17 protein-coding genes and 1 pseudogene are annotated in these 19,467 nt (G+C 66.0%); 3 read left to right on the forward strand and 15 right to left on the reverse strand.

What is annotated here, in order from left to right; translation table 11 throughout:
• Positions 1-20: 20 nt before the first annotated feature.
• From A3CQ_RS52870 to A3CQ_RS0115020, 14 genes and pseudogenes are all read right to left on the reverse strand, one after another.
• Positions 21-1,373, reverse strand: a complete 1,353-nt coding sequence (locus A3CQ_RS52870) for an MFS transporter (protein ID WP_084699078.1) — start codon at positions 1,371-1,373, stop codon at positions 21-23.
• Positions 1,374-1,376: 3 nt separating this feature from the next.
• Entirely contained in the window at positions 1,377-2,390 is a 1,014-nt protein-coding gene (locus tag A3CQ_RS64015) for a helix-turn-helix domain-containing protein (RefSeq protein WP_369076488.1), read from the reverse strand.
• A 904-nt stretch (positions 2,391-3,294) separates the two neighbouring features.
• Positions 3,295-4,440, reverse strand: coding sequence for an SAM-dependent methyltransferase (locus A3CQ_RS0114970; RefSeq protein WP_245577233.1), 1,146 nt, complete (start codon positions 4,438-4,440; stop codon positions 3,295-3,297).
• A gap of 197 nt (positions 4,441-4,637) precedes the next feature.
• Complete coding sequence (locus A3CQ_RS0114975) at positions 4,638-5,795, reverse strand: SAM-dependent methyltransferase (protein WP_020511752.1); 1,158 nt, start codon at positions 5,793-5,795, stop codon at positions 4,638-4,640.
• 333 nt (positions 5,796-6,128) lie between these two features.
• Positions 6,129-6,521, reverse strand: coding sequence for a hypothetical protein (locus A3CQ_RS0114980; RefSeq protein WP_020511753.1), 393 nt, complete (start codon positions 6,519-6,521; stop codon positions 6,129-6,131).
• A gap of 191 nt (positions 6,522-6,712) precedes the next feature.
• Positions 6,713-7,312 carry an NADPH-dependent FMN reductase gene (locus A3CQ_RS57385; RefSeq protein ID WP_020511754.1) on the reverse strand — a complete coding sequence of 200 codons (600 nt, stop codon included), beginning with the start codon at positions 7,310-7,312 and terminating at the stop codon, positions 6,713-6,715.
• Entirely contained in the window at positions 7,294-8,052 is a 759-nt protein-coding gene (locus A3CQ_RS57390; protein WP_020511755.1) for a GNAT family N-acetyltransferase, read from the reverse strand. The genes A3CQ_RS57385 and A3CQ_RS57390 overlap by 19 nt, the downstream gene beginning before the upstream one ends.
• Positions 8,053-8,169: 117 nt before the next feature.
• Positions 8,170-8,358, reverse strand: a pseudogene (locus A3CQ_RS64020) (helix-turn-helix domain-containing protein); the annotation flags it as partial.
• Positions 8,359-8,679: 321 nt separating this feature from the next.
• The gene (locus A3CQ_RS0114995) at positions 8,680-9,213 is read right to left on the reverse strand and encodes a hypothetical protein (RefSeq protein WP_157295883.1); all 534 of its coding nucleotides are present in this window, start codon (positions 9,211-9,213) and stop codon (positions 8,680-8,682) included.
• A gap of 949 nt (positions 9,214-10,162) precedes the next feature.
• On the reverse strand, positions 10,163-10,786 hold the full coding sequence (locus A3CQ_RS0115000) for a GNAT family N-acetyltransferase (RefSeq protein ID WP_020511757.1): 624 nt from the start codon (positions 10,784-10,786) through the stop codon (positions 10,163-10,165).
• Positions 10,786-12,294: an APC family permease gene (locus A3CQ_RS0115005; protein ID WP_026205719.1), complete on the reverse strand. Its 1,509-nt coding sequence runs from the start codon at positions 12,292-12,294 to the stop codon at positions 10,786-10,788. Before A3CQ_RS0115005 ends, A3CQ_RS0115000 begins: the two co-directional genes overlap by 1 nt.
• Positions 12,295-12,355: 61 nt before the next feature.
• Positions 12,356-13,210, reverse strand: coding sequence for a GOLPH3/VPS74 family protein (locus A3CQ_RS57395; RefSeq protein WP_020511759.1), 855 nt, complete (start codon positions 13,208-13,210; stop codon positions 12,356-12,358).
• A gap of 195 nt (positions 13,211-13,405) precedes the next feature.
• Entirely contained in the window at positions 13,406-14,212 is an 807-nt protein-coding gene (locus tag A3CQ_RS0115015; RefSeq protein ID WP_020511760.1) for an SAM-dependent methyltransferase, read from the reverse strand.
• Positions 14,213-14,216: 4 nt separating this feature from the next.
• Complete coding sequence (locus tag A3CQ_RS0115020) at positions 14,217-14,942, reverse strand: hypothetical protein (RefSeq protein WP_020511761.1); 726 nt, start codon at positions 14,940-14,942, stop codon at positions 14,217-14,219.
• An 842-nt stretch (positions 14,943-15,784) separates the two neighbouring features.
• Here A3CQ_RS0115020 and A3CQ_RS0115025 point away from each other — a divergent pair.
• The 3 genes from A3CQ_RS0115025 (at position 15,785) to A3CQ_RS60800 (ending at position 18,568) form a co-directional block, all read left to right on the forward strand.
• Positions 15,785-16,615, forward strand: coding sequence for a Scr1 family TA system antitoxin-like transcriptional regulator (locus A3CQ_RS0115025; RefSeq protein WP_020511762.1), 831 nt, complete (start codon positions 15,785-15,787; stop codon positions 16,613-16,615).
• A 4-nt stretch (positions 16,616-16,619) separates the two neighbouring features.
• Positions 16,620-16,844: a DUF397 domain-containing protein gene (locus A3CQ_RS0115030; protein ID WP_020511763.1), complete on the forward strand. Its 225-nt coding sequence runs from the start codon at positions 16,620-16,622 to the stop codon at positions 16,842-16,844.
• An 86-nt stretch (positions 16,845-16,930) separates the two neighbouring features.
• Positions 16,931-18,568 carry an NsdA family TPR-like regulatory protein gene (locus tag A3CQ_RS60800; protein WP_157295885.1) on the forward strand — a complete coding sequence of 546 codons (1,638 nt, stop codon included), beginning with the start codon at positions 16,931-16,933 and terminating at the stop codon, positions 18,566-18,568.
• Here the strand turns inward: A3CQ_RS60800 and A3CQ_RS52890 are convergent.
• Entirely contained in the window at positions 18,561-19,142 is a 582-nt protein-coding gene (locus A3CQ_RS52890; protein ID WP_020511764.1) for a GNAT family N-acetyltransferase, read from the reverse strand. The two genes, A3CQ_RS60800 and A3CQ_RS52890, sit on opposite strands and share 8 nt — an antisense overlap.
• Positions 19,143-19,467: the final 325 nt, after the last annotated feature.

Raw genomic sequence — 19,467 nt, forward strand, 5'->3', positions numbered from 1 at the left:
CTGGGCATATGCCCTGCAACCTAAGCGGTTGCAGCGCCGTCGTCATCAGAGATGATTTTGCATCCTGACGATGGATGCCAGCTGACTTGCCAGCCTGCGAACAAGGTAGCGCCCAGATAGAGGACTGCGCAGATCCAGAGCGCGAGCGTGAGCCCGAACGTTGCGATCAATGCTGCGGCGGTGATGGCACCCGCGGGGATACCGATCCAGGCGACAGCTCCGATCAGGGTGAGAGCTCGGCCGCGTACTGGTGGAGGTATCCGCTCCAGCTGAACGGTGTCCAGCAGCGGGTTCATCAGGCCGGAACCAAGGCCGGCGATCGCGTACACCGTGACCACCGCAGGTGCTGGGAAGCCGGCGGCGAGTACGACGAACCGGGTGGCTCCGGAGACGGTCGCTGCGCACAGGTAGGTGGCGCGTCGTGGGAGCTTGTAGCCGATGTATGCAGTGGCAAGGGCGGTGAGCGTGGCGGTCGCGCCGGCGGCGCTGATCGCTGTGCCGACCAGCGCCGGGCTGTGGCCACGGGTTCGGGCCCAGAGTGGAAACAGCAGGATAAGGAGAGCCTGGTCGAGCCAGTTGGTGATCGCGAACATCAGGGCCAGGCAGACCAGCGTGCGGTCACGCCGGACCACCTGGGCGCCCTCGCTGAGCTGACGCCAATAGCCGCTGGCAGTCGGCCTATGCGGCAGGTCGAAGGCCGAGACTCGGATAAGCAGCGAGGCCGTGGTGAACAGCGCGGCTGCCGCGAAGAGAGCGTGCTGGCCGCCGAGCTCGGCGGCGAGTAGGCCCGCCAAGGCCGGGCCCAGGGTGGTCGCGGCCCGTTCGACGGTCGTCATCAGTCCGATGCTGCGGTGGAGGCCGCCGCGCCCAGACGCTGCGGCCGTCTCCGGCAGGAGCGCCGTCTTCGCTGCCGCTGATGGCCCGTCCGTCGCTCCGACGGCGGCCATGACGACTGCGATCAGCCACAGCGGCGGGGCGCTCATGCTGGCGAGCAACACCATCCCTGCGGCGCTGACCACGTCGCCGGCCACCGCGATGTGGGCTGCCCCGACGCGATCCAATAGCGGCCCGGCGAAGATCTTGGTGATTAAGACGGGCGCAGTCTGCGCGGCGCTGACCAGCCCGGCTGCCGTCGGACTGCCCGTGCTGGTGAGCACCAGCCACGGCAACGCTACCAACAGGATCCGCTGTGCGGTCAATACGCACGCCACCGCCGCAAGCAAACCCCTCAACGGCCGATGCCTCGCGAGCCCGGCCGCTGTCTCGCGAGGCGGAGACGCTGTACCGCTGATCACTGAATCCTCGCGGCCCAGCGGTCGCCGTGACTTCGCCGTCGCGCTGGTCCTTCTGCAATAAGCATCGCGACCCAGCACCGCTCAACGGTCATTGAGTGAGGCCACGGTGCGTCGAATTGAATGGAGCCCATTCTTCGCCGGAGCCGGGATTGCGGACGACGCCGCGTTTTGGCATCCCGTTGGTACAGCGGGGATTAGCACAGTCAGTCGGTGGCCTGGAGCAAGATGAGGCTCCAGCGTGACAACGTGAATAGGGTGAGGTTTGAACTCTGACGGGAGCTTGAGTGAGATCTCGGCGACCATGGGTCGCAGGGAAGTGAGCGGGCTTGCCCAAAGACGTCTGGCGTCTGTGTTTACTGCGAGGATCTCAGTGACCACTTCCCCAATGCGCCTATTGCCCGGGTAGCGCAATTGGGTGGTCCGGAGCTTCGCGAGTAACCAGGGCGCCCATGCCGTATCCCATTGATGAAGGTATCGGCGAGCGTCAGGGTTTGTTAAGGCCCATTGCATCACGTTAATGCGGCCACTCCGGCACCCTGAAAACAGGTCGTGAGCATATCTGTTGCATCCGACAAGATCCCATGCCTCGTCGCGGAGATAGGCTGGCCATGGCTGGGCGTCGAGCAAGCGTTCGAGGCCGAGCAGATCGACGCGAGCTGTTATCTTCCGGGGTTCTCTGCCTACCAGTAGGAACAGTAACGTCATATCATCGGTATCCAACTTCAGAACTTGCACGACGCGTTGCAGGAAATCGTCGGAGTAGTTCTGTAGATGGCCGAGTTCGAGCTGGCTGTACCATTGGGTGCTACAGCCGATCATCATCGCGACCTGCGTCTGGCTCACGAGTCGGCGCCGTGGTCGACGCGCCCTGCGAGCGTGGATCTCCGGCATATCGTCAGGGTTAAGCCGTTCGCGCCACATCCGCACGCATCTGGCGAGTTCCTCGTTAGTGCGCTGACCTCGGATCGGTGCCGATTGGGAGTGTGGGCTGACGGTCATGTCGTCGACCTCCAACAGGGCTGGGTGTGACCCGGGCGCTAGACAGGTGCCGCGTTGTGGCGTTGGCCGTCTAGGAGATGTGCGGGTTAGTGCCATGGATGCGTTTACGCATGGGATACGCCGACGGATACTCGCCTGCGTGGAAGGTGATGCAACTCGCGCTGATAGAAGTCAGGCGGCGTGAGTGAGACGTTTGCGCACCGCCCTGGATAGCCGGGTGACTAATTGGAAATGGTCTCGCCTGCTGCTCGCAGAACCGCGGGAAGGTTGCGTCACAACTAGGCTATTCAGTATGCGGCGATATCTCCGGGGGATTTCGAAGCCGTCTGCCGTCTGCTGCCTCCGCGCCCTCCCGCTTAACGCGGTCCGTGACGAGGCGGCGCATGGCGACGTGGTCGTTTGCGCATTCGTGGTTCTTCGGACGCCGTGAGGACTGGGCTGATGGGCGGTCTGGGTTTTGCCCGCTGGACGCGGGTAGCGAGTTGGTCGAACACCTTTGACACGTGACGTACCCCCCGTCAGGCAGGTGGATGATTCGCAACTTGCGCGAATCCGTTTTACCGCATACGGCGCTTCGCCTTCCACGATCAAGTTGATCCGTTGCCGGTGAAGCGTTTCCGCTTAGGTGTGATTGGACTCACTCCGTTTGGTGCGCGCGCCTCGGCTCATGAGCGTCGCTCCCGGTCCTCTGCGGGACTCTCCGCAGGCGGACCCCTCGTGCGCTTGATTGCGGTCCTGATGACGACAGCGAATAATCGCGGGTCACTCGTCGACGGCGAGACGTGGACTGGTAGCACAGCAAGCCGCTTACTGGGTGCGCTGGGACAGCACGGTGTACCGGCTATGGTGTTTCTACCCTGGGACTACCGGCGATGCGATCTGCGGCCGAGAAGGTGCCCGAACTGGCGGCCAAAGGGTGTCTCTCGGCCGCCGGCGTAGCCTGGCGTTCGACCCGTGCGACGAATGCAGCCGGTCCTGAGCTGTCCGTGCTGCGCGCAGGTCAGCCGCGCTTGTATCCCACGCCGGTCCAGCCGGCCACCAAGTGCAGGTCCAGATCCGGTGTGGTCGGGCTCGGACGCCACTTGGTGTTCGGGACGATCCCGGGTTCTACGAGCTCCAGGCCGTCGAACAGGTCCGTGATCTCTTGTCTGCCCCGGGGCCAGATGTCGGAGCGTCCTTGGCGCCTCATCGCTTCGTGACCTGCTGCGATGTGGGCCGGCGCGAAGTCCTGCGTTCCATGTGTCACGACCAGGTAGCTACCGGGAGCAACCCCGCGCATAAGGCGCTGAACGATGGGTTTGGCCGCACCATCGCCGGGGATAAAATGCAAGACGGCGACCAGCAGCACGCCCACTGGCTGTGTCAGATCGAGAGTTTCGTGTACGGCGGCGCTCTGCAGAATCTGATCCGGCTCGCGCAGGTCTGCTTCGATGTACTGGGTCTTGCCGTCCGGCGCGCTGGTCATCAGGGCGCGCGCATGACTGAGTACGAGCGGGTCGTTGTCGACGTAGACCACCCTGCTCGTCGGCGCTACGGCCTGCGCCACCTCATGGGTGTTCTCAGCGGTCGGCAGGCCGGTACCGATGTCGAGGAATTGGCGGACTCCCTGCGCGGCGAGATAGCGCACCGCACGGCGTAGCACGTCCCGGTTTTCCTTGATGCCGTCTCGCAAGCCAGGCATCAAGGCCTCGAACTCCTCGGCCGATTCTCTATCAGCTTGGAAGTTGTCCTTGCCGCCCAGCCAATAGTTGTATCGGCGGGCCGGGTGCGGTATGTCGGGGTCGATCGATGCGGTGTCCGCAGGCGGCGTGCTGTTTCGGTGTCTGCCACGCTGGACGAGTTCGAGGTAACCGAGATCCCGTAGCGTGACGTGCCCTTGCTCTGTGAGCTTCCAGTTCGCTCGAACGTCGGCCGGATCCTCTTTCTCCGCAAGCTGCAGTTCGGTGAGGCTCTTGAGGGCCAGGTTGAGCTGACTTTCCACGGGCGGGTTACCGGCTCGATCCTTGACGTTACGGGCAAGGTCCACGTACCGAGCAGGTCCCGACCCCAGCGCCTGGAGAACAGGCTTGTACCACGTGTATTTCAGCACCGTCTTGAGGAGATGACGGCGTTCGTCAGCCGTCGGCTGCTGGTCTGGCTCTGTCACCTCTCGCTGTCCCCCGTGCGTCTTTAGCGCTTCTCGTTGCCGTTCCGGCCGTCCGCGCTTCCCGGCATCGATCGCGAACCGTGGCTTCGAACGTGAATCATCTTACAGCTACGCATATTTGGACGGAGTTGTCCATGCCGCACTGCGGGCAACCCTGGCGGTGATCTGTCGTAGACCTAGGATCCAGCGCGCTCGGGCTACGTGCGCTTGAGGCCGATACCAGCCCAGGCATTTACCACCCGGAGGTCCAGACTCGGCGTATCAGGCGTGGGGCGCCATTCGGTGACGGGGACGATGCCGGGCGGCACGATCTCTAGGCCGGCAAAGAGGTCGGTCACCTCATCCTTGCTGCGCATCCAGAAGTCCGAGCGGCCCTGGCGCTGCATATGCTCGTGCTGTGCAACGACCTCTGGCGGCTGGAAGTCGTTCGTGACATGAGTGACGAAGAGGCCGCTACCGGGTGGCAGCGCATCCACCAGCCGTCGGACTATCGGCTTCGCTGCTCCTTGGCCGCGGATGAAGTGCAGGACGCCAACCAGCAGTAAGGCAATCGGCTGCGAGAAGTCCAGAGTGTCACGCACTACCGTGCTGTGCACGATGCTCCCTGGATCGCGGAGATCGGCTTCGATGTATTGGGTTTCGCCCTCCGGCGAGCCCCTAAGCAGAGCGCGGGCATGGCTGAGCACGATCGGGTCGTTGTCGACATAGACCACTCGCGCGTCGGCGGAGGTCCGTTGTGCGATCTCGTGTGTGTTATCGGCTGTCGGCAGGCCGGTTCCGATGTCGAGGAACTGCCGGATCCCCAGGTCGGCGGCGAGAAAGCTGACGCCTCGGCCGAGCAGATCGCGGTTGGCGCGTACACCCGCTCGCATGCCGGGGAAGAGCCGTTCGAACTCGTCGGCAGAGGTGCGATCAGCAGCGAAGTTGTCCTTGCCACCCAGCCAGTAGTTGTAGCGGCGAGCCGGGTGTGGAACGGATGGATTGAAGCGGGCGGCACCGGCGGCGTAGTCCTCTGGTGACAGGTACTCAGCCGTCCGCGGCGCCGGATCGCTGGCCATCAGATGATCGAGGTAGTCCAACTCGCTTACGGCTTCTTCACCCAGCGTCGTGGCGCTCCACTGTCCTCGCACACCATCCTGCTTGGCGGCTACACCGAGGTCGCGCAGCTGGCGAAGTGTTGAGTTGATCTGGCCCTCGCCAGGCGGCGAGTCATATCGCCGTAGGAGCTCCGCCTTGATCTCGACGTACCGTTTGGGTCCGTCCGCGAGGAGTTGGAGGATGGGGCGGTGCCAGTCCCTGAGGAGAATTTCTTCAAGGACTCGCTGTAGAGAGCCTGCTTCGTCGGACGCGTTCATTGGCACCCCCGTTGTGCGTAGCTGGCGCCCGTCACGTCTCGTCAGGAGTCTCTGTCCGTACACGTGACGGTGCGGTCCACACAGTACCGAGGAGATCGATGTGCCTTCTATGCCTGACGACTTGGCGTATAGGAGCCATTCACGAGCGCAGGGAGGAAACGGTGAGCAGGTCGTGGTACAGGCCTTGTCGCCAATGGTCGGCGTTGGCAACGAAGACGAGAGGGCGCTCGTGCGAGTGTGCTAGGGCGTACTTGGCGGATCGCGTCGGTGTGCGCGGTGGTCAGGTCGGGAAAGGCGGATCGAAACCGACCGGCACGACGGGATGCCGTCGTTCTAGATGCAGCAGTCGTCGATGGCCCGGGGTGGGTGCAGGTCGTGGTAGAAGGGGTTGGTGCGCCAGTTCGGGTTGTGCATGGGGGTCCAGCCGTGTCGGCTGGTCACGGTGATTGGGAGCCACGTGTAGCAGGGGTCGTCGAAGATCGTGGCCCACCGGGTGCAGGCCCAGGTCTGCGCGGCGTAGAGCTCGCGCGGGCCGAGCTTGGTGTTGGCGTCGATGATGAGCAGGCGATCGGCGTCGCGGGACTCGAGTACCCACGTGTTGGCGTGCCGGCTGTACCAGAGCAGGTAGGTCATCCAATCCGGTGGCAGGTACTTGACCAGCGGCGGACGTGGGTCATTGCTGAGGTAACGCCGCCGCAGGCGGGCCCACCGAGTGTGCCAGCGCATCCGGTGTTCTTCAGCTGCACGTGCATGGGCGGCGGTCCAGGCCGCTGCGAGCGCTGTGTCCAAGTCGTCGCGCGCCGAGCTGGTCGCTGGTGTCGCGGCTTGGGCCGGTCGGGGTGGCGGTCGGAGGCCGAGTAATTTGTCGAGGGCGGCGAGGTCCGCGGCGGTTCTTGGGTCACGATCGGGGTGGTGACTCACGGTGTTGTCCCGCCGCTGAGGGCGGCGCATATCGCCGTTCCGTGGGTGGCGGCCCAGCGGCTGGCTCGCGCTCTGGGGCCTCCTGGGCCGTTGACGACCAGTGGGCGGGTGGGAAGGCGAGCGCCGACGCTGGTCAGGATTTTTACGAGCAGAGTGGCGGTGGCGCTGTGGCCTCTGCCGGCTGGATCGATGACAGCGATGACGGCGGTGGTCTGGACAAGGGCGCCGGGATGCAGTGGGTCGAGGAAGGCTTTCAGTAGGCCGGAGTAGGTGCCGTGATAGGTGGGGGTAGCGACGACGAGTAGGTCGGCGGTGCGTGCCCGGCGGTGGAGCTCGAAAAAAGCGGGTTGGCCAGCTGACGTGGCGCAGGGCTGGCTGAGGTCGATGATGTCGTGGGTATGGGCGTGAACCCACCGGCCCGCGGTGAGGGCGTCGACGATGGCACATGCCAGTGCTCGACTGGTGGATTGCGGTTGCATGCTGCCGATCACGGAGACGACGTGTACGGCGGGGGTCGCCGCCGAGTGCGACTGCTGCCTGGCAGCGTCGGGGTCGCCCTGGTGGGCAGACTTGACGGTCAGGCGGGCGGTTGCCATTGCTCCTCCCGACATGGCGTGTTGCGGGTGGACCGCGCGTCTGGGTGGTCGCCGGTGTCTGGTGGCGTCACGGCCCGCGTTGTCGGTGTCCGCATCGGGCTGGTTCCGGCCGCCGCGCAGAGTGCGGGTGCCGGGCCATTTGTCGGTCGCCACATCACGTACAGCGGCGGGGCGCTGATCATTGCGGATATCGGGTGGCCGAGGGTGTGGTACCCGGCGCTGCTGGCCAGGCCGAACAGGAGATCCGGGGCGAGCAGGAACACCGGTGCGGGGTCGGTGGGCAGCTGGCGGTGCCAGTCGTGCAGGAGGAGTTTTCCGATTCCTTGGCGTCGGCGGGCGGGGTGGACGCCGATGGCCAGCAGGTGGTGGTGCGGGCGGGTCGGGTGCCGCTGGTTGAGCCGGGTGCGTAGTTGTCGGGTGCGGTGTCCGTCGGCGGCGGTGTCCAGCAGCAGCGCGTGTCCGTGGTCCTGGCGAGTAGGGCCGGTTTCGGTGCAGGTGGTCCAGGCGATGGCGCCGATGATTTGTCCGTCGTGTTCGGCGACGCGGACCTTGCCGGCTGCGATGCGGCTGGTGATCAGCTGGGTGAGGCGTCGTTGCAGGTATCGGGCTCGGGTCTGCGCGGTGGGCAGAATCCATCGGGCGATGCTGGTGGCGGCGACGGCGCTGGTGAGGACGTCGACGATGTGGTGGTTGTCCCAGCTGCCGGCGGGTCGCAGGTGCAGATCGAGGTCGGCGGGCATCAGGCATGTTTCACAGGTGGCTGGTGGCGCGGCGGGGAGGTGAGGGTGATCTGGTGTTCTGGTCCGATGGGGTTGGTTGGCCGGTGTGCCGGCGGCGGAGGAGCGTGGTCGCCGGCCGGCGGGGCGGCGCTGGACGTGGGCTTCGTCGAGCAGGTTGCGGATAAAGCCTTCTGAGCGGCCTAGTTCGGTGGCGATGTCGCGGATGGATGTCCCGGTCGTGTAGTGCTGGGCGACGGCGGCGCGGAGCCACGGTCGCTGGTCGGCGGGGATCCGTCGCGGCTGGTCCGGTCCGGCGAAGGCTGCCATAGGCGGTTGGGTGTGGTGCGATCTGGGGATCGGGCGTTCGGTTGTGCTGGTCACTCTTGGTTCCTTGATGGCTGTCGGAGGAGAGGGTGCGGGCAGTTCGGAGGATGGTGTGGGCCTGGGGCGGTCGGGGCTTTCGCCGACGTGCGCGGGCGAGGGCTGTGTCCGTGTGTCGTCGTTGGGCGGGGTACGGGTGTGGCGTGTTCGGTCTGATTGCGCCTCGTTGGTGAGCGTGGGCGTCCGGATTCGATATGCGGGGGGTATGCGCCCTATTTGGGCGGCTGGTGCGCGCGCGGCATGGCGGAGGGTTCTTGCGATGGCCGGTCACGGGCGCTGCGGCGGGTCATGCGGATGCGAGAGGGGGACGCGGTCGGCGAGCCAGCCGATCGTGGTCAAGTCCAGCCGTGGTTGCAGCATGCCGCCCGGTACGGGCATCGGCGCACCGTCACGTCGGTGATGGTGGCCGGGTTCAGCGCGCATTGCGGCGAGCGCGGCGGTGACCATCTGGTCGTGGAGGCCTCCAGAGGTGACAGAGGCGCGCAGCGCTTGTAGCTCTTGCTCGCCTTGGCCGGGGCTGGCGTGGTGGTAGACAGCAACCGCGTGTAACCCGGTGATGACCACCGACGATTCAGGGTCGGGCAGAGGGAGGTAGGTCAGCGCATTCCTGGCGCTGGCGCAGGCGTCGAGCGCGGCCCGGTCCCCGGTGCAGATCGTCAGGTCTGCGCCGACCAGTAGCGCCGTGAATAACCGTCGCCAATCCAGAGGGGTGATGCCGCCGGCGATCTCGGCGGCCATCGCGGCAGCGTCGAGGGCGGCGGCGTGCTCGTCGCACTGGTGCAGTACCTCGGCGAGCAGCACGTGCAAGTCCGCGCCGACTCCTGGGTCCGCGGCCGGTTTCCGGGCAAGGAGCTGCGCGATCCGGGCCGCAGCGGCAGCCGGCTCCCGGCGGGCGGCCTGTCGCAAGGCCAGGACCACCGGCGCGACAGCCGGCGACGGAGGAAGCGGTGCAGTGGGGGTCATCGCGCGTGCCCTCGCGCCCGGCTGGGACGGCCAGGCCGGCGCGAGCCGGTGCGGTGGTGGGCGCCGGGTACGCAACGGCCGTCGTCGCTGTTCGTCGTTGCGTACCCGGCGGTGCGCGCCCGCCGCGTGGCGGATCGTGGGCGGGCGCGGCTGCTGCCGCGCACAACGAACGTGCACGACAGCGATCGGCTGTTCCGCGGTCCTCGGGGCGGGAGGACGATGCGGAACGGCCGTATGTCGATATTCCCGCTGCCGGCATACCGCTCGAGACGACGGAACCGGCGGTGTTGGCGTCGGCGAGGCGGGAAGTCACGCTCGATGAACTGAGCGCTGAACGACCGGCAGCGGCCGTGCCCGTGCTTCGGCAGTGTCACGTCGCGGCCGGGCTGCAGGCAGCTGGTGGTGCCGGGTGCACGATCCGCGGCCGCGAACCTAGATCGTGCACCCGACCCGCGGGACGGCAATACGACGCCGCCCCGCACCACCGCGTCACCCCGGCCACGCGCGCGGGGTGACGGGGCCGGACGGCGAGAGCGTGCGGCGACCGTCCGGTGGCCATCGGGTGTCCCGCAGTGGGTGGCCGCCATGAGGGTCGTCATCGTGAGGCACGCTTTCGTCGTCGAGTGACCAGATGGGATTTGCTGGGGTTGGGTGCTGCCGGGGGTGAGGTGGTGTACCGGCCGTGGGCGTCGGGGGAGCGCTGGCGGGTCCGGCACACCACCTCGAATCACCGGCCGGAAAGCGCTCGAGCAGCGCTGTGGCCGGGTGCTCGGGTTTCCGGGCGGGATCAGCTCAGGGGACTCTGGTCAGGTGCGGGCGGGCGCCACATCCGGAAGAGGGGGATGGTGTCGGTGACGTCGATGGCCGGCGGGGTCATGTCGGTGTACCCGTGCCGCCGGTACAGCCGCCGGTTCTGCGGGCTGGTGGCCTCCAGGTAGGCCGCGAGCCTGTCGGCGTCGAGCCGGGCGTGGGTGTAATCCATCAGTGCGCTGCCGTAGCCCTGGCTCCACCGGCTGGGATGAACGGCTAGAAACAGCAGATGCCAATGCGGGTCCGCGGGGTGGTGGGCTTCCATTTGCTGGTCGAGGTGAAGGAACCTGGGAAGGTGGTCGCCGGCGAGTTCGGCGAGCCGTTTGGCGTAGTCGTCCGGGTCGCTGATCTCACCGGTGCGGTCGAACCAGACCGCGGCGCCCAGACCGTCGCTGGTGGTGACAACTTGCCCGGCACCGCCGATCGCGTGCTCGACGTAGAGCCTGTACCAGTCACGGGAGATCGGCTTTCGGCGGTCGGGGTCAGAGACCAGCCAATGAATGACGTCGAGGTGGTCGAACGCGTCAGCGACCAGTCTGGCGACGTCGTCGATGTCAGCGCGAGTGGCGATGCGCAGGTCTGGTGTCGTCTGGAGGGTCATCAGGCGTTCCCTCCGGCGAGGACGGCAGACAGGCCGGAAGCGGCGGTGGCGCTGCGGGTACCGCGGCCGATGCCCTGGTACACGGCGGGCCGGGCCCGGTAGAGAATCAAGCCCCAGGCGATACCGGCGACGAAGATGAGCAGGGCAGCGATGGGCACGACGCGGGCGGGGCCGGTCCCTGGGTCGACGCCGAAGAGGGTGCCCAGGTTGGTGACCGCGAGGTAGCTGACGCCGAGCAGGATCAGCGAGGCTACGCCCGGGGCGATCAGCCGGTGCCACAGGCTCTCTCCGCGGCTGCCGCGCGCGAAGTAGAAGATGACGGCGATGCTGGTCAGGGTGATCAGGAACAGCACGCCGAGGCCGCCGGACGTGCTGCCCCAGTAGAACAGTTGGACCAGCGGGTCCCAGCCGGCAATCGCATACGTCGTGAGGACGCAGAACGCGAAGATGGTTTGGGTAAGTGAAGCGTTGCGGGGGGCGCCGTTGAGGGTGGTGCGGCCCAGCGCACGGGGCAGGACGCCTTCGCGGCCAAGGGCGAAGGCGTAGCGGGCGACGGCGTTGTGGAAGGCGAGCAGCGCCGCGATCAGGCTGGTGCCCAGCAGCACGTGGCCGACGTCGACGGCAGTGTGGCCGAGCTGGACGGCGGCCAGGTTGAAGAACAGGTCGGGGCCCTCTTTACCAGCCCGGTCGATGATCGCCGGGCCGCCGGCGCAGATCTGGACCAGCGCGGCGAAGACGTACACCGCGGCGATCGTGGCGATGGTGGCGTAGGTGGCGGTGGGGATGGTCCGTTTCGGGTTCTTCGACTCCTCGATGTAGACCGCGGATTGCTCGACCCCGGCGAACGCGGTCATCCCGATCACGATCAGTGTCCCGGCGGCCGGGCCCCACAGGTTGTGCAGCGACAGCGCGTCGCCTGCGAAGTGGAAGCTGAAGCCGGGGGTGAGGGTGATAGCGACGCTGTAGGCCAGCACGAGGAGGGTCTCGGCGACGACCAGGACGACCAGGACTCTCTCCGACAGTTTGACGTCGTTGGCGCCCAGGAACGCGACCAGGATCAAGGCGGCGTACGCCCACACGTACCAGGGCAGGTCCAGGCCGAACCATTGCTTGGCCAGGGGGGCGGCGATCGCGGCGCCGAGGCCGCCGTAGCAGCACAGCTGGAAGCAGTTGTAGGTGGCCAGGGCGAGCCAGGCGGTGCCGACGCCGAACGGCCGTCCGAGGCCGTGCGCGACGTAGGCGTAGAAGGCTCCCGCGTTCGGGATGTGGCGGGCCATGGCGAGATACCCGACGACGAAGATCATCAGGATGGCGGCGACGGCGAGCAGGGCGATCGGGACACCGAGCAGCCCGGTGACAGCCAGGGCGCTGCTGACGACCAGGGCGACGACAGTCAACGGCGCGACTGACGAGGCGATCGCTGTGCCGATCGCGAAGGCGCCGAGCCGGTCGCCGGCCAGCGTGCTGGACACGCTGCGCCGAGGCGCCGGGGCGGATAGTGCGGACACCGTGGATTTCCTCCTACCAGAAGGGGTGAGGGGCAAGGCAGTGCGGTGGTGCCGGTGAGGCCTAGCGTTTGCGGAGGGCGGCTTCGCCGACGGCGATGTCCGCGGCCCGCAGGAGCTCGCGGAAGACGGCGGGCAGAGACTCGGCGAGCTGGGCTTCGAGGGTGGACCGTTGCTCCAGCGTCAGGGTGGCCAGCGCGTGGTGGTGCAGGCCGGTGGCGAGGAACAGCCCAGCGAGCAGCAGCTGGTCGGCGTCGAGCGGTTCTCGGCGTTGCACCGCGATAGTGATCGCACTGGCGGGGGTGCCGGCGACCACCGAGTTGTACGGCGTGTGCCGGATTGTCGGGGCGCCGATCAGTCGTCGCTTCTCGACCTGGGTGACCAGGCCGTGCCGAGCGAGCCGGGCGGCTACCAGCTGCTCAGCGCGCCGGTCGTAAGCCAGGTAGGCGAGCCAATCAGCGAGCCGGTGACCGGGCTGCCGGTGACGGGTCTGCGGGTCCGGCGGCAGCCCGAAAGCGGGCGCCGCTGATTGAGGCATGGGAGGGTAGCTGGCGCGCAGTGGGTGCAGGTTCCGGTCGGCCGTGCTCGGGTACGGCCAGCCTGGGGTGTCGGCGGCTGGACCTGGTCGCTGTCTGCTGGGTTCTTGCCATGGCCGGGTCGCTGCCGGTTGTGGCGGTGCCTGGGACTGTTCTTCCTCCACGATCGTCGCCAGCAGCGGGCCCAGGGCCATGTCGGTGGTTGGCGGCTGCATTGTGCGGAAGAACTCGCCGTCACGCAGCTCGAGATGCCCGTCGCCGATCAGCTCGGCCAGCAGGCCGGCCCCGAGCCCGATACCCAGCGGCCATTCGCCGATACGGGGCTTGTCTTTGACGTTGTCGTGCGCCGCGAGCCACAGCGAATCAGCCACCGTCACCGCCATGATGCCTCCGTCCGCGCCGCAAGCCCGGCACATCCTGGCTCCGACGCCGGAACAACGCTCGTAAGCAGCCTGCTCCGCGACGGCGCTAAAGATCCACTGTGGACAGTCGGTCTGTGATGCGGGGTCATGTGTCGGATCCTTGTTGAGGTAAGGGATTCGTCGGCGTACAGACGCGGGACTCGATCTGATGCAGGGCTAGCTCGGCTTCTGTGCGACGACGCCGTACATGCCGATCTGCTCGTCGGGGCCGAATGGCGAGTCGGGCTCGGGCCGCCATATCTGGATCGGGACCAGGCCGGGCTCGACCAGCTTCATGCCGTCGGTGAACGCCGCGATCTCTGTGCCGGCGCGCAGCTTGAATGGCCCGTTGCCGCCGTCGGGGCCGGTGAGTTTCTCCAGCGCTTCGCGTTCGACGTCGCTGACCAGGTCTAAGGCGGCATGCGAGATGATCAGATAACTGCCGGGGGGCATCGCGGCCACCAGCTTGCCGACGGCGGCGTGGACGGCGTCGTCATCGGTGAGGAAATGCAGAACAGCTACCAGCAGGACCGCGACCGGCTGGCTGAGGTCGAGGGTTGCGCCGATTTCCCTCAGGATCTCGTCCGGGTCGAGCAGGTCGGAGTGGATGTAGCCGGTCTTGCCTTCAGGCGTGCCGGTCGCGAGAGCCCGCAGATGGCTCATGACCAGCGGATCGTTGTCGACATAAACCACCCGGGCGCGCGGATCGATGCTCTGGGCAACCTCGTGGGTGTTGCCCGGTGCGGGAATGCCCGTGCCGATATCGAGGAATTGCCGCACGCCGGCCTTACGGACAAGGAATCTGACCGCGCGACTCAGGAACGCGCGATTCGCCCGTGCCGCCGTGGGAATCCAGGGGATCGCTTGGGCGATTTGGACGCCGGACACCCGGTCGGCCTCGAAGTTGTCCTTGCCGCCCAGCCAATAGTTGTAACGGCGCGCCGGGTGCGGGATACCGGTGTTGAGGCTGTTGATGTCGTCCATTGCCCTAGTCCGTCGCTGCGGGTTGGCTGGTGACGCCGGTCAATTGCGACTGCCAGAAGCGTGTGCGGTCGTCGTGCTCGCGGTTCACGGCGGTATGTCCGGCGGCGGCGTCCTCACAGACCCTCGGGTGTGTGTGTTCGGCAACGGCGAACCAGCGGGCCGCGGCGTGACGGCCGAAGTCCCCAAGCCCGCGCAATGTCTCGGCGCGGGCCTGAAGGAGCCGGACGGCTTGCCCGGTACGGCCGCAGCCGGCCAGGATCGTCGCCTCGCTCAGCAACACGCGTACCGCGTGTTGCCGACCAGCAACGAAGCGCGCCGACCTTCGTCGCACCGTGCTGATCTCGCGTCGGGCCTGCACGCATTGCCCATCTGCGTGCAACGCGTTCGCCAAGGAAAGCCGCGTCGACCACACCTCGTCCTGCAACCCGCGGCGGCTAAGGACAGCCAGCCGCAGCCGGCACAGATGCAGGGCATCGAAGGTCAGGCCCTGCTCAGCGAGGATGTGTTGCAGCAGACAGCTGGCCTCTATCGACAGAGAATGGCCAGCCCCGTACAGCAGACACGATGCGGCGTACGCGTATCGCCCCCACAGCAGCTGCGTCTCGCTGTCGCCTCGCCTCAGTCGCAGAAAACCGAAAGCGGCCACAATCAGCTCGTCGTTCGCGGCGGCCGTGACCGGATCAACATCGTCGAGAACGCCATCAGACAGTGTGAGCAGGGCAGCGCCCACGTCGGCGGTCCCTGCGAAGTCTGGTTGGTGCCGAACGGTCTGACGCGTCCAGGGAACGTTGCACCGCGTCTGCGAGGGAACCGCAACGTCTGGTGAGCCGGGAAGGAACGGACCTGTCTCGGTCATAGTCTTCCGCCCTTCTTCGAGGCGATCGGGTGGACAGGTCGCCAGCCCTGCCCAGCACGGCTTCGGCCGACGGCAGCCTGCCGGCCGTCGGCGGACCTATGAGAGCGTGCCGACGTGGCTCTTGACCGGGCGGGGGTCACGCCACGAGATCCGCGACACGCATTCCCGGACATCATTGGCGTCACCCCTCCCGCATTCGCTAGATGAATCAATGCGTTGGAACCCGACCGCGGCAACGCATGCCGGTCGCAGCCACCGCGGCCGGGCAGTCTGTTGGCGGGCCGCCTATTCGAGAAAAGACGCTACGGCCGCCTGCGCAATCGCCCAGTGCCCTGCGTCTATCCGCCATGCTTCGCAGAACATGTCCGCGCCTCCTCAAAGCTCATTTGACTGGGCGGCGCTTGCTCGTGCGTTTGCCAGGGCAGGCGACACCGTCTGATTGCGTGTGTCCACGATCACCCATCGCAGAATGGTCCGGAAGGCAGAGCGGCGAGAATTTGACGAGAATTTAAAAGAGAATCGGCCGAGAATTCACCCCCCTGAGCAGCCACAACGCGTGAGGGGCTAGATATTGCCGCAGGTCGCGGCGGAAATGGTTGAGTTACGATGCCGTCATCGCAGTCCAGTATGGAAAGAAGTCACACGTCGGGGCGAGTATCGGAGGTAACGTGGTGAAGCGTAGCCCCTACGTATGCAGAGTCAGACTCGCCGAGGAGATGCTGAGCATCCGACAGGACGCCGGCTATACGAGCGAACGGCTATCCAACGAGACGGGCATTCAGCGGCAGAGAATCAGTCACATCGAGACCGGTAACCGGCGCGTCGCGCCCGACGTCACCAAAACTATTCTCAGTCACCTTGCGGTGCCCGCGACACGGTTCGACGCGATCATGTGCCTGGCGCAGGGCTCCGCTGCGCCTGGATGGTGGGAACGGTACGACGACGAAATGGGACCACGCCAGGCGCGCACAGCCGATCTCGAGTCCGGAGCTGCGACGATCTTCCAGTTCCACCCGTTCCTGATCCCCGGCCTTCTCCAGACGCCGGAGTTCGCCACGGTTCGTGCCCAGGCGGACCGGGCGGCCAACACGCGCCGGTTTTCCACTGCGCGAATGCTGGAGGCGCGTAGGCAGCGACAGGCGATCCTGTCCGGACCTGATGCGACTCGGCTCGAGGTCATCCTCGATGAGGCGGTGCTGGTCCGTCGGTCAGGGGCGCCGGCGCAGGTCATGCACGACCAGCTGGAGTACCTCATCGGCCAAGCCCTGAACCGGCGGTCGGTGACGGTACGGGTGCTGCCGTTCGACGCCGAATCCGGCCGGCACCTTCAGGCCCGGTCGGCGTACACCCGCTACAGCTTCGAGGACCCGGGCGACCCGGTCGTCGTGGTCGTCGACACGAACGTGGATGACCTGCTTCTGCATGACCGGGACAAGGTGGCCCTCTATGACGATCTCACCACCGAGCTTCGGCAGGCCGCGCTCGGTCCCGCCGAGTCCATTGATGTCCTCACCGCAGCGGCCGAGGACTGCTTGAGTAGGAGATGACCAGATGAACAACGCAGCTGCGACCCCAGGTACGCCCCGTCCCCGGGGTCAGTGGTTCAAGTCGAACCGATCCGGCGGCGGGTCAGACTGCGTCGAGGTCTGCTACCTCGACGAGGGCGGCGTGGCGGTCCGCAACTCCAAGCGACCCGACGCCGGAACTCTGATCTTCACGAACTCGGAGTTCGACGCATTCGTCGGTGGTGCGAAGGACGGAGACTTCGACCGCTAGTTCCGGCAGTCACGGGCGCTCGGTCGAGGCTGGTAGCCCTTCGGCTGTCAGCCTCCACCAACCGACCCTTCAACAGCGGAGGGGTCATGCCCGCAAAAGTGAAGCTGAGATTCGACCGGTCGCGCTTGGTCAGCCGGCGTAGAAGCGCCTATCGTTGGTTGGCCTTAGACGACCATCCTCGACGCGATGAGAATGATCTGGGGGTCGACGTGGTGAAGCGTTACACGCCCAACGCTGCCTTCAAGAATGCTCGCATTCGCTGGCATGGCAGCCGTCAGGCTCTGGCGGACGCGGCCAACCTTCACCTGTCGAAGGCGTACCAACTAGCCGCAAGCGACATCGGACTGATCGAACGAGGGGTGGTCACCTACCCTCGCCCGCCCAGGCGTGCCGCGCTACGTATGGAGCTCCATGCTGATACGGACGCGGAAATTGGGCTCTACGACTCCCGTACACAGGAACCGATCGCGGAAACGGAACACAGCTTGCGAGGGATGGGTGCAAGCGCCGATCTTGAGCCTTCACGCCTTCCTCCGCCACCGACCGCCTTTGTGTCGGCTACTGTGCCCGACCCCGAATTTGACTGGCTCGCTCGGGTTGACTCTTTCGTTGCGCGAGCGGGTGCGTCCCTTTCGCGAGAGGCCGATTACCATTCCTTGGTCTCGCAGCTTATAGACTGGGCACGGAAGATGAACCGTCGGGATGTCCTTTACTGGCTGAGTTCCGCGGCCGCCGCGGCCGCTGCCGCGCCGGTACTCGAAGGACTCGACTTAGATGCGGCCGACCGAGTGACTCAGGCCATCGCAAACCCGCATCGCGTAGACGACGACACCATCGCTCACATCGAAGCCGTACTTTGGCGTTGCATGCGCCAGGACGACACGCTCGGTCCGCAGGCGGCGCTCGACACCACCCTCGCTCAGATTCGGCTGGTGCTCACCCTGATGCCTGGCGCGGAGGGGCGGGCGAAGGACCGGCTACTGTCTCTCTACGCGAATCTATCCCGGTTCGCTGGCTGGCTCTCGTTTGACTTGGGAAATTACGAAGCAGCAGCAGACCACTATGAGACCGCCCGAACAGCTGCCCACCGTGCACACGACACGGAGCTGGGCGCTTTCGTACTCTGCAACCTTAGCCATCTCGCAACTTGGCGTGGTCAGCCACGAACCGGTATCGATCACGCTCTTGCGGCAATCGGATGGGCAACACAGACCGACGACGACGGCCTAAAGGCATATGCGTGGGATGTAGCCGCTCGCGCGTACGCACTTGACCAACAGGAGAAATCCGCGCTCAACGCCATCGAGCAAGCAAGCAACAGCCTCACTCACCCGCAAGCCGGAATGCCGCCTGACCAATCGCACGTCTACTTCTACAGCCGTGGTCAGCTGGCCAGTACCAAGGCGGCATGTCACTTGTACCTCGGCCAGGACGACCGCGGCGTCTCCGAAGCCGAAAAGGCTCTCACTGCGATCGATTCCTCGTTCGTCCGGAATCTTGCCTTGACGTCACTTTATCTCGGGACGTGCCTTACCCGATCTCCCAGGCCCGACGTGGATCGGGCAGCTAAGACCATCGGCGACGCGGCAAGACTTGCGGCCCACAACCGGTCGCCACGGCTCACGCAGCGATTGCGCCAAGGTTGGACGGAGCTGGCGCCGTGGCGTCAGCACTCCGCGGTAGCACACCTAGGCGAAAAACTGGTCGACTACGGAATCATGTGACTGACGGTCGCAGGTCGATCAACGACGGCCTGACGTACACATCAAACAGAGGCGCTGCGCCCGTTGGGCCGCCATCGATCTGGCCAACCATTCGCCACTTCCAGCGCTCGTAACGGGCCTTTGTTTCGAGGGCCGTCGGCTGGACGGTAAGCGTGGCGCGCTCCTCGTGCCGCGAGCCAAGCAGGCCATCGTGCAGACGCTTCCCGATGCTTTGGCCGCGACTTGGGACCTCTACGGCGAAGTCGAACAGAACGAACGTTCGCCCCGGCCACTCGGCCGCGAGTTCGGCGGGCACCGGCTCGGTCAGTGAGACCCACCGCTTGGAATCCGAAGGCAAGGTAAAGCCGTACGCGAAACCGACCAGGCGACCGTCTCGCCGCGCCAGCGTGACTCCGAAGCTTGGATCGCTCAGCAGCCGCTCTAGCCGTTCCCGGTGAAGTTGGGACTCATCGCTTCGCCAGAAGAACGGAGGCTGCGAGAACACCTCGTCATACAGTCTGCAAATCGGATCGATGGCGGCTGCGGCCAGAGTAGCGGTACCGATCTCGATCCCAACGTGGTCTGCGGGAGGCATCTTCCGATCCTACGGCAGCCGCCGACACCGGTTTCCTCGTGGGCTTTTAGTCTCACATCGGCTCAGGGGTTCCCCTGTGCTTCGCACGGAAGAACTTCCTGGTTGAGCCCATTCTTCTCGGTAAATTCTCGCTCGATTCCCGGCAACTTGGCGTTCCTCAGCGGTCTGGACTGCCGGACTGTGGAGTGCAAGGCGGGCTGCAACCACCGTCGAGGCGGTGCTTCTTCACCCCCAGTTGCGTGGCCAGGCGAACGAACTGAAGGCAAGGTCACGGGAGTCGCCGAGTCGCCAACTGTCCTTCTCGATGCGGCACATCGTTCGGATC

This window comes from Paractinoplanes globisporus DSM 43857, from assembly GCF_000379645.1.
Lineage (GTDB): Bacteria > Actinomycetota > Actinomycetes > Mycobacteriales > Micromonosporaceae > Actinoplanes > Actinoplanes globisporus.

Excerpts from the sequence above, each read along its gene's own strand:
- A3CQ_RS57395 (WP_020511759.1), bottom strand. The coding sequence starts at position 13,210 with ATGGCGGTGACGGTGGCTGATTCGCTGTGGCTCGCGGCGCACGACAAC.
- A3CQ_RS57385 (WP_020511754.1), bottom strand. The coding sequence starts at position 7,312 with ATGGCAACCGCCCGCCTGACCGTCAAGTCTGCCCACCAGGGCGACCCC.
- A3CQ_RS57390 (WP_020511755.1), bottom strand. The coding sequence starts at position 8,052 with ATGCCCGCCGACCTCGATCTGCACCTGCGACCCGCCGGCAGCTGGGAC.
- A3CQ_RS52890 (WP_020511764.1), bottom strand. The coding sequence starts at position 19,142 with ATGCCTCCCGCAGACCACGTTGGGATCGAGATCGGTACCGCTACTCTG.
- A3CQ_RS0114975 (WP_020511752.1), bottom strand. The coding sequence starts at position 5,795 with ATGAACGCGTCCGACGAAGCAGGCTCTCTACAGCGAGTCCTTGAAGAA.
- A3CQ_RS64015 (WP_369076488.1), bottom strand. The coding sequence starts at position 2,390 with ATGGCACTAACCCGCACATCTCCTAGACGGCCAACGCCACAACGCGGC.
- A3CQ_RS0115030 (WP_020511763.1), top strand. The coding sequence starts at position 16,620 with ATGAACAACGCAGCTGCGACCCCAGGTACGCCCCGTCCCCGGGGTCAG.
- A3CQ_RS60800 (WP_157295885.1), top strand. The coding sequence starts at position 16,931 with ATGCCCGCAAAAGTGAAGCTGAGATTCGACCGGTCGCGCTTGGTCAGC.
- A3CQ_RS0114980 (WP_020511753.1), bottom strand. The coding sequence starts at position 6,521 with ATGCGCTGGCACACTCGGTGGGCCCGCCTGCGGCGGCGTTACCTCAGC.
- A3CQ_RS0115015 (WP_020511760.1), bottom strand. The coding sequence starts at position 14,212 with ATGGACGACATCAACAGCCTCAACACCGGTATCCCGCACCCGGCGCGC.
- A3CQ_RS0115000 (WP_020511757.1), bottom strand. The coding sequence starts at position 10,786 with ATGACCCTCCAGACGACACCAGACCTGCGCATCGCCACTCGCGCTGAC.
- A3CQ_RS0115025 (WP_020511762.1), top strand. The coding sequence starts at position 15,785 with ATGCTGAGCATCCGACAGGACGCCGGCTATACGAGCGAACGGCTATCC.